General features: G+C 71.2%; 10 protein-coding genes and 2 tRNA genes. 3 read left to right on the top strand and 9 right to left on the bottom strand.

Translation table 11 applies throughout. The features are described 5' to 3' along the window. Window positions 1–57 precede the first annotated feature (57 nt). Both SLAV_RS19185 and SLAV_RS19180 read right to left on the bottom strand, forming a co-directional pair. On the bottom strand, window positions 58–630 hold the full coding sequence (locus SLAV_RS19185) for a LysM peptidoglycan-binding domain-containing protein (protein ID WP_037686160.1): 573 nt from the start codon (window positions 628–630) through the stop codon (window positions 58–60). A 153-nt stretch (window positions 631–783) separates the two neighbouring features. Further along, a complete protein-coding gene (locus SLAV_RS19180) occupies window positions 784–1,266 on the bottom strand; it encodes a MarR family winged helix-turn-helix transcriptional regulator (protein WP_030225164.1) in 483 nt (160 codons plus the stop codon). Between the two features lie 115 nt (window positions 1,267–1,381). Here SLAV_RS19180 and SLAV_RS19175 point away from each other — a divergent pair, with 115 nt between their 5' ends. Next, window positions 1,382–2,833 (top strand): MFS transporter, encoded by a 1,452-nt coding sequence (locus SLAV_RS19175; protein ID WP_030225166.1) that lies wholly within the window; start codon window positions 1,382–1,384, stop codon window positions 2,831–2,833. A gap of 60 nt (window positions 2,834–2,893) precedes the next feature. On the opposite strand, the gene SLAV_RS19170 is transcribed toward SLAV_RS19175, so the two are convergent. Beyond that, window positions 2,894–2,966, bottom strand: a tRNA-Ala gene (locus tag SLAV_RS19170). A 161-nt stretch (window positions 2,967–3,127) separates the two neighbouring features. Between SLAV_RS19170 and SLAV_RS19165 the strand changes: the two genes are divergently transcribed. Further along, entirely contained in the window at window positions 3,128–3,676 is a 549-nt protein-coding gene (locus SLAV_RS19165; RefSeq protein ID WP_030225168.1) for a helix-turn-helix domain-containing protein, read from the top strand. A gap of 38 nt (window positions 3,677–3,714) precedes the next feature. Further along, entirely contained in the window at window positions 3,715–4,923 is a 1,209-nt protein-coding gene (locus tag SLAV_RS19160) for a serine/threonine-protein kinase (RefSeq protein WP_030225175.1), read from the top strand. Here the strand turns inward: SLAV_RS19160 and SLAV_RS19155 are convergent. The 6 genes from SLAV_RS19155 to gyrB form a co-directional block, all read right to left on the bottom strand. Then, on the bottom strand, window positions 4,920–6,260 hold the full coding sequence (locus SLAV_RS19155; protein WP_234333375.1) for a hypothetical protein: 1,341 nt from the start codon (window positions 6,258–6,260) through the stop codon (window positions 4,920–4,922). The genes SLAV_RS19160 and SLAV_RS19155 overlap by 4 nt on opposite strands. 137 nt (window positions 6,261–6,397) lie before the next feature. After that, on the bottom strand, window positions 6,398–6,532 hold the full coding sequence (locus tag SLAV_RS42500) for a DLW-39 family protein (protein WP_208809277.1): 135 nt from the start codon (window positions 6,530–6,532) through the stop codon (window positions 6,398–6,400). A 145-nt stretch (window positions 6,533–6,677) separates the two neighbouring features. Beyond that, window positions 6,678–6,751, bottom strand: a tRNA-Ile gene (locus tag SLAV_RS19145). 83 nt (window positions 6,752–6,834) lie between these two features. After that, window positions 6,835–7,503 carry a DUF3566 domain-containing protein gene (locus tag SLAV_RS19140; protein ID WP_037686163.1) on the bottom strand — a complete coding sequence of 223 codons (669 nt, stop codon included), beginning with the start codon at window positions 7,501–7,503 and terminating at the stop codon, window positions 6,835–6,837. A gap of 2 nt (window positions 7,504–7,505) precedes the next feature. After that, a complete protein-coding gene (gyrA, locus tag SLAV_RS19135; protein ID WP_030225178.1) occupies window positions 7,506–10,118 on the bottom strand; it encodes a DNA gyrase subunit A in 2,613 nt (870 codons plus the stop codon). 41 nt (window positions 10,119–10,159) lie between these two features. Then, window positions 10,160–12,181 carry a DNA topoisomerase (ATP-hydrolyzing) subunit B gene (gene gyrB / locus SLAV_RS19130; RefSeq protein WP_030225186.1) on the bottom strand — a complete coding sequence of 674 codons (2,022 nt, stop codon included), beginning with the start codon at window positions 12,179–12,181 and terminating at the stop codon, window positions 10,160–10,162. Window positions 12,182–12,572: the final 391 nt, after the last annotated feature.

Here is a 12,572-nt window from a genome sequence, read left to right as displayed (position 1 = left end):
GCCCGGATCCATCACCTGGATCCGGGCCCCTGCCGTGTCCGCACCACCGCCGTCCGGCTAGTGGGGGAGGGTGAGGACCATGCCCGGCAGGATCATGTCGGGGTTCGGGCCGACGACGGCCCTGTTCATGGCGTAGAGCTCGCGCCACCGGGCCTCGTTGCCGAGCTCGCGGCGGGCGATCGCGGAGAGCGAGTCGCCCTCCTTGACCGTGTACATCCGCTTCTTGGCGGTCGGTGACGGCTTGGGCGAGACCGGTACCGCCTTGTGCGCGGCCGACGTCGGGCTGGGCATGGCCCGCCCGGACACCGGGGGCGGCGGCGCCGCGGGCGTGCGGGGCGCTGCGGCGACGGGCGGCCGGGGCGGGGTAGCCATGGGCGGCTTCGGTGACACCGGTACCGCCTTGTGCGCGGCCGACGTCGGGCTGGGCATGGCCCGCCCGGACTCCGGGGCCCTGTGCGGCGCGGTCGCGGCCGTCCGCTCGCCGGCCGCCGCGGCGTCGGTGTACTTGCCGCCCATGGTGGTGGCGGACGCGGACCCCGCCGCGGCCTGCTGCTCCGCCTGCCCCTTCGCCTTCTCGGCGGCCTCGGGTTCCTTGTTCTTGTCGGACTTCAGGAAGTCGAAGAGTCCCATGTGCGTACGCCTCCGCCGTGGTGTTGCCCCCCGGGCTCGGTACCTCTCCCCTCCACTGTCCGCCACCGGGGCCCGGACGGCCCAGTGACGGGGCCGTTGGGGGGACACCCGGCGACGTCCCCCGAGCCGCCCGCGCGGGGAGGCCCCGGGCGGCTACTGACGCGCGCGACGGGCCGGGCGGGGGCTCTCCGACGGGGTCGCGAGGGCCTCCTCGGCGAGCTGCCTCAGCGTGCGCAGGAGGGCCTCGCGGTCGGTCGCGGAGAGCGGGCCGAGGGCCTCGGCGTGCACCCGGTCGACGATCTTGGTGCTCTCGGCGGCGACCTCGGCCCCCTTCTCGGTCACGGCGATGATCCGGGCCCTGCGGTCCGTGCTCGAAGGCCGCCGCTCGGCCAGGCCGGCCTTCTCCAGGGCGTCGACGGTCACCACCATCGTCGTCTTGTCCATGTCACCGATCTCGGCCAGCTGGATCTGGCTGCGCTCCTCCTCCAGGGCGTGCACCAGGACGCAGTGCATCCGGGCCGTCAGCCCGATCCCGCCGAGGGCCGCGGCCATGCGGGTGCGCAGGACGTGGCTGGTGTGGTCCAGGAGGAAGGACAGGTCGGGCTCGGTCCGTGCGGTGGGCGCCATGGAGGTCATGACCTCAGCCTAGCAATTCGATCCGAGAAATATAGTCTGCAACAAAACCATCTGCTACGGTCGCACCAGTCGCCGGATACGACGACCTGCCGCCTCACCGCGACCGGAGAAACCGATGCCCGCCACGCTCCAGGCCACCGCACCCACACCCACACCCGCACCCCCGGCGCCCCGGCTCCGCTCGCGCTGGACCGCCCTCGCCGTGCTCTCCACCGGCATGCTCATGACCGTCCTCGACGGCAGCATCGTCACCGTGGCCATGCCGGCCATCCAGAACGACCTCGGCTTCACCCCCGCCGGCCTCAGCTGGGTGGTCAACGCCTACCTGATCGCCTTCGGCAGCCTGCTGCTCCTCGCGGGGCGCCTCGGCGACCTGATCGGCCGCAAGCGGATGTTCCTGGCGGGCACCGCCGTCTTCACGGCCGCCTCGCTCCTGGCCGGCCTCGCCGGTTCGCCCGCCCTGCTGATCGCCGCCCGCTTCCTCCAGGGCGTGGGCAGCGCGATGGCCTCCTCCGTCAGCCTCGGGATCCTGATCACCCTGTTCACGGGAACGCGCGAACGCACCCGGGCGATCGCCGTCTTCTCCTTCACCGGAGCCGCCGGAGCCTCCCTGGGCCAGGTGCTGGGCGGGGTCCTCACCGACGCCCTGGACTGGCACTGGATCTTCTTCATCAACCTGCCCATCGGCATCGCCGCCCTGCTCGCCGCCCTCCCCGCGCTGCCCTCCGACCGCGGCCTCGGCCTGCGCGCCGGAGCCGACGCCATCGGCGCGGTCCTGGTCACCGCCGGACTGATGACCGGCATCTACGCCGTCGTCACCGTCGAGGCGTACGGCTGGACCTCCGCGCACACCCTCGGCCTCGGCGGTCTCTCCCTGGCCCTGCTCGCCGCCTTCACCGTGCGCCAGGCCCGGGCCCGCGTCCCCCTGATGCCGCTGCGGGTCCTGCGCTCGCGCACCGTGGTCGGCGCGAACCTGGTCCAGATGCTGATGGTGGCCGCGCTGTTCTCCTTCCAGATCCTGCTGGCCCTCTACCTCCAGCGGGTCCGGGGCTACGGCGCCGCGGAGACCGGCCTCGCGATGCTGCCCGCCGCCCTGTCCATCGGCGCCGTCTCGCTCGGCGTCTCGGCCCGCCTGAACGCCCGCTTCGGCGAGCGCGCCGTGCTCCTCGCCGGGCTCGGGCTGCTGACCGCGGGCCTCGGCCTGCTGACCCGGCTGCCGGTGCACGCGGACTACGTCACCGACCTGCTGCCCGTGATGCTGCTGGCCTCCGGCTTCGGCCTGGCCCTGCCGGCGCTCACCGCCCTGGGGATGTCCGGCGCCGACGAGCGGGACGCGGGCCTCGCGTCGGGGCTCTTCAACACCACCCAGCAGATCGGCATGGCCCTCGGCGTCGCCGTCCTGTCCACCCTGGCCGCCTCCCGCACCGGGTCCCTGACCGCGGCGGGTCACACCCCGGCCGAATCCCTCACGGGCGGCTACCACCTCGCCTTCGCCCTCGGCGCCGCCCTCCTGCTGACCGCCACCGCCGTGACGGCCACCCTCCTGCGCCGCCCCCGCACCGCCTGAGGCCCGGTACGCAAAAGACCCCCTGACCGGCGTTTCCGCTGGTCAGGGGGTCTTTGAATGTGGAGCCTAGGAGATTCGAACTCCTGACATCTGCCTTGCAAAGGCAGCGCTCTACCAACTGAGCTAAGGCCCCGAGCAACCGGACGCGACCCCTCCCGGTGAGAGAGCGGCCGTTCCGCAGCACAGAGTACCCGGTGTACCCCCGCATCCCGCAAAATGATAGGGACTCCCGCCCCGCGACCACGCTCCGTAAGATGCTCGCGAGGTTCGCACCAGCGAAGGGGAGTAGTCAGAGTGGACGCAGTACAGCAAGAGGCCACGGCCAGAGCCAGGGAACTGCAGCGCAGTTGGTACGGGGAGCCGCTCGGCGCGCTGTTCCGACGGCTCATAGATGACCTCGGCCTGAACCAGGCCCGCCTCGCTGCCGTCCTCGGGCTGTCGGCGCCGATGCTGTCCCAGCTGATGAGCGGGCAGCGCGCCAAGATCGGGAACCCCGCCGTGGTCCAGCGGGTCCAGGCCCTCCAGGACCTCGCCGGACAGGTTGCGGACGGAAGCGTCAGCGCGGCCGAGGCCACCGACCGGATGGACGAGATCAAGAACACCCAGGGAGGCTCCGTCCTCAGCAACAGCGGTCAGACGACGACGAGTTCCGGCGCGCCCACGGTCAAGCGGGTCGTCCGGGAGATCCAGTCGCTGCTGCGATCGGTCTCCGCGGCCGGCGACATCATCGACGCGGCGGATTCCCTCGCACCCAGCCATCCGGAACTGGCAGAGTTCCTCCGGGTCTACGGCGCGGGCCGCACCGCGGAGGCGGTGGCCCACTACGAGGCCCACCAGAACTGACGCACGCGCGTGACGGGGGACGGGGGACGGGCGCAGCGATGGGTGAGGTCTTCGCCGGCCGGTACGAACTGGCCGACCCGATCGGGCGCGGTGGCGCGGGCGCCGTCTGGCGGGCCTGGGACCACCGCCGCCACCGGTACGTGGCCGCGAAGGTCCTCCTGCACGGCGACGCCCACGCCCTGCTGCGCTTCGTGCGCGAGCAGGCCCTGCGCATCGACCACCCGCACGTGCTGGCCCCGGCCGGCTGGGCGGCGGACGACGACAAGGTCCTGCTCACCATGGACCTCGTCGCGGGCGGCTCCCTCGCCCATCTGATCGGGGACTACGGGGCCCTGCCGCCCCGGTTCGCGTGCACGCTGCTCGACCAGCTCCTGTCGGGGCTGGCGGCGGTGCACGCGGAGGGCGTCGTCCACCGCGACGTCAAACCGGCCAACATCCTGCTGGAGGCCACCGGAACCGGGCGGCCGCACCTGCGGCTGTCCGACTTCGGCATCTCGATGCGCAAGGGCGAGCCGCGGCTGACCGGGACCGATCTGGTCGTCGGCACCCCGGGGTACTTCGCCCCCGAGCAACTGACGGGCGCCGAGCCCGATTTCCCCTGCGACCTCTTCGCCGCGGGACTCGTCGCGCTGTACCTGCTGCAGGGCCGCAGGCCCGACTCCCTCGCCCTGTCCGGGCAGTTCGCCGCCCAGGGCGTTCCCGCAGCCCCTGAAGGCGTTCCCGCGCCCCTGTGGGACGTGATCTCGAACCTCCTGCACCCGGACCCCGGAAAGCGGTTCCGGACCGCCACAGGGGCGCGCAAGGCCCTTGCCGAGGCGGTCCTGTTGCTGCCGTCGCCCGACCCGGACGAGGATCCGGTGGAGGTGTTCGACCAACTCGGCCCGCTCCCCGCCGGTTTCGGCCCGGACGGACCCTCGGCCCCGAGCTCCCCGCCCGCGCCCGCGCCCTCCCGCGCGCCCTCCCGCGTGCCCTCCCCGGAGCCCGTGCCCGCCCCTTCCCCGGCGCCCCCGCACGGGCCGCCCGCCGCGGGCTCGGGCGCGGGTGCGGGTGCCTTCGGGCCGCCGCCCGGCCGGGGCCCCGAGGAGACGGACGGGTTCCACCTGGCACCCCCGTCCTCCCCGCCGCCCCCGGCCCCGGCGCGCCCGCCCCGCCGGATCCCGCCGCCCCCCGCCGCGGCCACCGCCGCGATCCTCTCGGCGGCCCTGCTCTGCTTCGCGGTCGGCACCTGGGCACTGACCCGGATCTAGGTTCCGCCGGCGAAGTGGCGCCGGGACAGCAGGAACCAGCCGCCGAGCCCGAGCAGCAGCAGGGCGCCCGTCCCGAAGCCGGCCCCCGCCACGGTCCGCATCTGGGAGCGGTCCCCCTCCCGAGCGGCCGCCTCGGGGACGGTGAGCCCCTCCTTCGCGGCGGCCCGCTCGGCGGCGCCGACCCCGAAGCCCGCCGCCGCCAGCCCCTCCCGGTAGGCGGGCTCCGGGGCGCGGACCCCGCCCACGTCCACCCGTAGCGTCAGCGGCACCGGCGAGGCGTCCTCGGTGAACTCCCCCACCTTCCCGCCCAGGGTGACGGCGACGTAGTACCAGCCCGCCACCCGCAGCGGCCGGACCTCCGCCCGGTCGGAGAAGCGGTTCGCGTACGCCACCGGCGCCGTCCCCGGCAGGGTCACGGCGGCCTGCTGCCCGTCGTAGGACGTGTCCCCGGAATCCACGAGCCCCCGGTAGGGCGCGTACAGCGAGACCGTGAGCCCGTCGGGGGCGGAGCCGGACGGCCGGGTCATCCGGGCCTTCGCGATCTCGGCGCCGACCGCCAGCCGCTGCCCCCAGTCCAGCGGGACCCGGTAGAACCGCGTCTGTCCGGGCCTCAGGTCGTCGCGCCACACCCCGGAGCCCAGCGCCCGCGCGTCGTTGAAGCCGGTCCCCCCGGTGCGGGCGACCGCGTCCGTGCCCGGCAGGGCCGGGGAGGGCGAGGGCAGGACGGGCGGCGGGGAGACCGGGGCGCTGCCCGCGGCCGGGGCCGGTTCGCGCAGCACGAGCAGTTCCACCGGCCAGGCCGCCCGGTCGGAGTCCTTCGCGGCCGACCGGGTGACCTTCGCGTAGTACGTCCCCGCGCCCTGGCACTCGGCGTCCTCCTCCAGCCGCCGCTGGCCCGCCGCCGCGAGCGGGACCGGGTCGCGGCCGAAGGAGGCGCGGCCCGGGTTGTACGGGCAGGCACGGCCGGCGTTGGTCATGACCTCGACCTCGACCCCGTCGGAATACCCGACCGCGCTCCCCGCGGGCGGGCGCAGCACGGCGGAGACGTACACGGTGGAGGCGGCGTCGAGGCCGAGCCGGTAGACCCGTTCGCCGGGGACCGCGGTGTCCTCGTAGACCACCCCGGGCTCCAGCAGCGGGGCGTCCGCCGTGGAGGGCGCGCCCTGCACCTGCCGGGCCCCCTCGGCCGCCCGGTAGCGCGGCGGCGGGGCCGGGCCCGGGGAGGGTCCGGCCGCCGCGCGGGCGGCCCCCGGCAGCCAGAAAGCCACCAGTGCCGCGGCCAGCCCGAGGCGCACGACCGCGCCCGCCCCGCGTCCCCGACGCACCCGCACGCTCACGTCCACCCCACTCCCTCCCGATTTTTGCCAATGCAAGCAAAATCGTTGCAGAACGGAACTTCACGGATTTCCCGGGACGGAACAGCACGAAGCCCCGGCAGCAGCGGCAGCCGGGGCTTCATGGAATCAAGCGGGTCTCACACGCCGGAACCAGAGGGCACGGAGTCGGTTGCCTCCGTCCACAGGTCCTGCTCGGCGCGGTCCGCCTGGATCTGGCGGTACACGAGGAGACCGCCGATGGCGGCCAGTGCGACCAGGAGCAGCTTCTTCACCGCGCGACCTCGTCTTTCGTTGACGTAGGGGACTTCTGGCGGCCAACAATACACACCGGCCGATACCGATCGGTTACCTGGCAACCCCTCACATGGCCCAACGACAAAGACCCCCAGGCCATGGGCCTGGGGGTCTTCGACACTGTGGGGCTAACAGGATTTGAACCTGTGGCCTCATCCTTATCAGGGATGCGCTCTAACCAACTGAGCTATAGCCCCATCCGCGCTGCGCGCTGACTCCTGAAGATTAGCGCACAGACGCGGTCGAGCCAAAATCGCGCTCTACGGGGCGTCCGCGCAGGTCATTCGTCCTCGGCGAGCGTGAGCTCCACGCCGCCCACGAAGCCCGCCGACAGGTTGTAGATGAACGATCCCAGCGTCGCCAGAGCCGTCATCAGCACCACGTCGATCACCGCGATCACCGAGGTGAAGATCAGCACGCGCGGCAGCGACAGGAACGACTGGAGGTCGAACCCGTTGCCCTCGTTGGAACCGGTCGCCTCGCTGATCGTGCCGCCGACGGTGGAGAAGATGCCCATGGCGTCCATGACCATCCACAGCACCGCCGCCGCGACGACGGTGCACACGCCCAGCGCGATCGACAGCAGGAAGCTGACCTTCATCACCGACCACGGGTCGGCCTTGGCCACCCGCAGCCGCGCCTTGCGCGTCCTCGGCGTCGTCCGGGCGACCGGACTGGGCCCCCGCTGCGCGCCGGGGCCCTTGGGGGCCGCGTAGGCCTGCGGGGGCTGGTACGGCTGCGCGCCCCGCTCCTGGCCCGCGCCGTCCTTCTGCTTGCCGTTCGCCTTGGCCTTCGCCTTCGCCTGCGGCTGCGCGGCCGGCGCCGACTCAGGCTCCGGTCCCCGGGTGTCCGTCACCGTTGCCCCCTGTCCCCCCTGGGAGTCCGCGGCGGGGCCACGGGCACCGTTCGCTCCAGTCTTGGCCGGTCCGGCGCCCGTGGCTCCACTCACGCTTACTCCTCGTGCTCCCCTGCCGGGGACTCACTGCCCCCGGCCGCCTCGGCGGCCTGTCCGTCGGCTGCCCCGGCCTCGATCTCTGTCTCGATCTCGTCGACCTCGTCAGCTTCCTGACCGGCCTCGGCGTTCCGAGCGATGCCGACCACGGCATCGCGCTTGCCCAGGTTGATCAGCTGGACGCCCATGGTGTCACGGCCCGTCTCCCTGACTTCGTTGACGCGCGTACGGATCACACCACCGCCGAGCGTGATGGCGAGAATCTCGTCCGTTTCGTCGACCACCAGCGCGCCCACGAGCGAACCGCGGTCCTCCACGATCTTGGCGGCCTTGATGCCCAGACCACCACGGCCCTGGACGCGGTACTCGTCCACGGCCGTCCGCTTGGCGTAGCCGCCGTCGGTCGCGGTGAAGACGAAGGTACCCGGCCGCACGACGCTCATCGACAGCAGCTCGTCGCCCTCGCGGAAGCTCATGCCCTTCACACCGGAGGTGGCGCGTCCCATCGGGCGCAGCGCGTCGTCGGTCGCCGTGAAGCGGATCGACTGCGCCTTCTTGCTGATGAGCAGCAGGTCGTCCTCGGCGGACACCAGCTCGGCGCCGATCAGCTCGTCGTCGCTGCCGTCCTCGGTCTCCCGCAGGTTGATGGCGATGACGCCACCCGAACGGGGCGAGTCGTAGTCCTTCAGCGCCGTCTTCTTCACCAGGCCGCCCTTGGTGGCCAGGATCAGGTAGGGCGCCGCCTCGTAGTCGCGGATCGCGAGGATCTGGGCGATCTTCTCGTCCGGCTGGAAGGCCAGCAGGTTGGCCACGTGCTGCCCGCGCGCGTCGCGGCCGGCGTCCGGCAGCTCGTACGCCTTGGACCGGTAGACGCGGCCCTTGTTGGTGAAGAACAGCAGCCAGTGGTGCGTGGTGGAGACGAAGAAGTGGTCGACCAGGTCGTCCTGCTTCAGCTTCGTGCCGCGCACGCCCTTGCCGCCGCGCTTCTGCGAGCGGTAGTCCTCGGTCTTGGTGCGCTTGACGTAGCCGCCGTGCGTGATGGTGACGACGATGTCCTCTTCGGCGATCAGGTCCTCCATGGACATGTCGCCGTCGAAGGGCACCAGCTTGGAACGCCGGTCGTCGCCGAACTTCTCGACGATCGCCGCCAGTTCCTCGCTGACGATCGAACGCTGCTTCCCCGGCGAGGCCAGGATCGCGTTGTACTCGTTGATCTTCGCCTGGAGTTCGTCGTGCTCGGCGACGATCTTCTGCCGCTCCAGGGCCGCCAGGCGGCGCAGCTGCATCTCCAGGATCGCGTTCGCCTGGATCTCGTCGATCTCCAGGAGGCCCATCAGGCCCTCGCGCGCGATCTCGACCGTGTTGCTGCGCCGGATGAGGGCGATGACCTCGTCGATCGCGTCCAGCGCCTTGAGCAGACCGCGCAGGATGTGCGCCCGCTCCTCCGCCTTGCGCAGACGGAACTTCGTGCGCCGGACGATGACCTCGATCTGGTGCTGCACCCAGTGACGGATGAACGCGTCGATCGACAGGGTGCGCGGCACCCCGTCCACCAGCGCCAGCATGTTCGCGCCGAAGTTCGTCTGGAGGTCGGTGTGCTTGTAGAGGTTGTTCAGCACGACCTTGGCCACGGCGTCGCGCTTGAGCACGATCACCAGGCGCTGGCCCGTCCGGGACGAGGTCTCGTCGCGGACGTCGGCGATGCCGCCGATCTTGCCGTCCTTGACCAGGTCGGCGATCTTCTGCGCGAGGTTGTCCGGGTTGGTCTGGTACGGGAGTTCCGTGACCACCAGGCACTGGCGGTTCTGGATCTCCTCGACCTCCACCACCGCGCGCATCGTGATGGAGCCGCGCCCGGTCCGGTACGCCTCCTCGATGCCCTTGCGGCCCACGACCAGCGCGCCCGAGGGGAAGTCGGGGCCCTTGATCCGCTCAAGGAGCGCGTCGAGCAGCTCCTCGTGCGTGGCTTCCGGGTGCTCCAGCGCCCACTGGGCGCCGGCCGCGACCTCGCGCAGGTTGTGCGGCGGGATGTTGGTGGCCATGCCGACCGCGATACCGGCGCTGCCGTTGACCAGCAGGTTCGGGAAGCGGGCCGGCAGGACGGTCGGCTCCTGGTTGCGGCCGTCGTAGTTGTCCGTGAAGTCGACGGTCTCCTCGTCGATGTCCCGGAGCATCTCCATGGCCAGCGGCATCAGCTTGCACTCGGTGTAGCGCATCGCGGCCGCCGGGTCGTTGCCCGGGGAGCCGAAGTTGCCGTTGGAGTCCACCAGCGGCATGCGCATCGACCACGGCTGGGCCAGGCGGACCAGGGCGTCGTAGATGGAGCTGTCACCGTGCGGGTGGTAGGTGCCCATGACGTCGCCGACGACGCGGGCGCACTTGTAGAAGCCCTTCTCGGGCCGGTAGCCGCCGTCGTACATCGCGTACAGCACGCGGCGGTGCACCGGCTTGAGGCCGTCGCGCACGTCCGGCAGGGCGCGCGAGACGATGACGGACATCGCGTAGTCGAGGTAGGAGCGCTGCATCTCCGTTTCGAGCCCGACGGGCTCGATGCGCAGCACCGGCTGCTCCTCCGCGGGATTCTCTGCGGTGGGGGTGGTTTCGTCGGCCATTGCTGGTCAGAAGTCCTTTCAAGCGGTCAGCGGAGACCGACTCAGATGTCGAGGAACCGAACGTCCTTGGCGTTGCGCTGGATGAAGGAGCGCCGGGCCTCGACGTCCTCGCCCATCAGCACCGAGAACAGGTCGTCGGCCTGCGCCGCGTCGTCCAGGGTGACCTGGCCGAGCACGCGGTGGTCCACGTCCATGGTGGTGACGCGCAGCTCCTCGGCGTTCATCTCGCCCAGACCCTTGAAGCGCTGGATCGAGTCTTCCTTGATCCGCTTGCCGTTCTGCTTGCCCAGCTCGACCAGGGCGTCGCGCTCGCGGTCCGAGTACGCGTACTCGAAGTCGTCGCGACCCCACTTGATCTTGTACAGCGGCGGGCGGGACAGGTAGACGTGCCCGGCCTCGACCAGCGGCCGCATGAAGCGGAAGAGGAAGGTCAGCAGCAGGGTGTTGATGTGCTGGCCGTCGACGTCGGCGTCCGCCATCAGGATGATCTTGTGATAACGGAGCTTCTCGATGTCGAAGTCCTCGTGCACACCGGTGCCGAAGGCGCTGATCAGCGCCTGGACCTCGGTGTTCTGGAGGATCTTGTCGATGCGCGCCTTCTCGACGTTCAGGATCTTGCCGCGGATGGGCAGGATGGCCTGGTACATCGGGTTGCGGCCGGACTTCGCCGAGCCGCCGGCGGAGTCACCCTCGACGATGAAGATCTCGCACTTGGTCGGGTCGTTCGACTGGCAGTCGGACAGCTTGCCCGGCAGCGAGGCGCTCTCCAGCAGACCCTTGCGGCGGGTCAGGTCACGGGCCTTGCGAGCCGCGACGCGGGCCGTGGCCGCCTGGATCGACTTGCGGATGATGTCCGCGGCCTCGACCGGGTTGCGGTCGAACCAGTCGTTCAGGTGCTCGTGGACGACCTTCTGCACGAAGGTCTTGGCCTCCGTGTTGCCCAGCTTGGTCTTCGTCTGGCCCTCGAACTGGGGCTCGCCCAGCTTGACCGAGATGATCGCCGTCAGACCCTCGCGGATGTCCTCGCCGGCGAGGTTGTCGTCCTTCTCGCGCAGCAGCTTCTTGTCGCGCGCGTAACGGTTCACCAGACCCGTCAGCGCCGCGCGGAAGCCCTCCTCGTGGGTGCCGCCCTCGTGCGTGTGGATCGTGTTCGCGAAGGAGTAGACCCCCTCCGTGTACTGCGAGTTCCACTGCATCGCGATCTCGACCGAGAGCATGCGCTCCTTGTCCTCGGCCTCGACGTCGATGACGGTCGGGTGGATCAGCTCGCCCTTGCGCGAGTTCAGGTACTTCACGAAGTCGACGATGCCGCCCTCGTAGTGGTACTTGACCGTGCGCGCCTGCGGCTCGGCCACGTCCGCTTCCGGGTCGTCCGCGCCCGCCGTGGCCTTCGCCGACTCGCGCTCGTCGGTCAGCGTCAGGGTCAGGCCCTTGTTGAGGAAGGCCATCTCCTGGAAGCGCCGCGACAGCGTCTCGAAGGAGTACTCGGTGGTCTCGAAGATGTCGCCGTCGGCCCAGAACGTCACCGACGTGCCGTGCTCGTCGGTCTCCTCGTTCTTGGCCAGCGGGGCCGTCGGGACGCCCAGCTTGTAGTCCTGGGTCCAGCGGTGGCCGTCCGTCTTGACCTCGACCGCGACCTTGGTCGACAGGGCGTTCACGACGGACACACCGACGCCGTGCAGACCGCCGGAGACGGCGTAGCCGCCGCCGCCGAACTTGCCGCCCGCGTGCAGCACGGTCAGGACGACCTCGACGGCCGGCTTGCCCTCGGACGGCACGATGCCGACCGGGATGCCGCGGCCGTTGTCGACCACGCGCACCCCGCCGTCGGCGAGGATCGTGACGTCGATGGTGTCCGCGTGACCGGCCAGCGCTTCGTCGACCGAGTTGTCGACGACCTCGTAGACGAGGTGGTGCAGACCACGCTCACCCGTCGAGCCGATGTACATACCCGGCCGCTTGCGGACCGCGTCCAGGCCCTCAAGGACCTGGATCGCACTGGCGTCGTAATTCTTCTCGTTGGAGTCGCCGGAATCGGCCACGAAGCGCCCTTTCTGGCACAGCGCAGCCCGTACTCCGGACCAGCATGTGCGCCGGGGGAGCGGCCGCGTCGATCTGCGTTGTCTGCGTTTGTCGGTGTCACCCCGCGAATCCGGCGGGATTGTCTCCAGTCTACCGGTACCACTGACATGAATGGGGGTTTGCCGGTACCTGAGTCCGCATGTGCCGCCCTGAACCTCCTCTCTCCGACTCCCCATATTCGGGGTGGGGCTCCAAGAGGCTCACGCGGGCATCCAGCGCTTCGGCCTGTCAACCCGCGGCTACCGTGAGGGACACCGCACCCGGCGGGGCCGGGTCCGGCGGCGCGCGGGAGGGGCGCGGGGCCGGGGAGAAGGGGCCCGCGCGGGGCGGAAAGGGCCGGAAACCGCCTGGGGCCGGCCCGTACGGACGGCG

The organism is Streptomyces lavendulae subsp. lavendulae (assembly GCF_002803845.1).
GTDB lineage: Bacteria > Actinomycetota > Actinomycetes > Streptomycetales > Streptomycetaceae > Streptomyces > Streptomyces lavendulae.
This window is presented reverse-complemented; position numbering and strand designations above follow the sequence as displayed.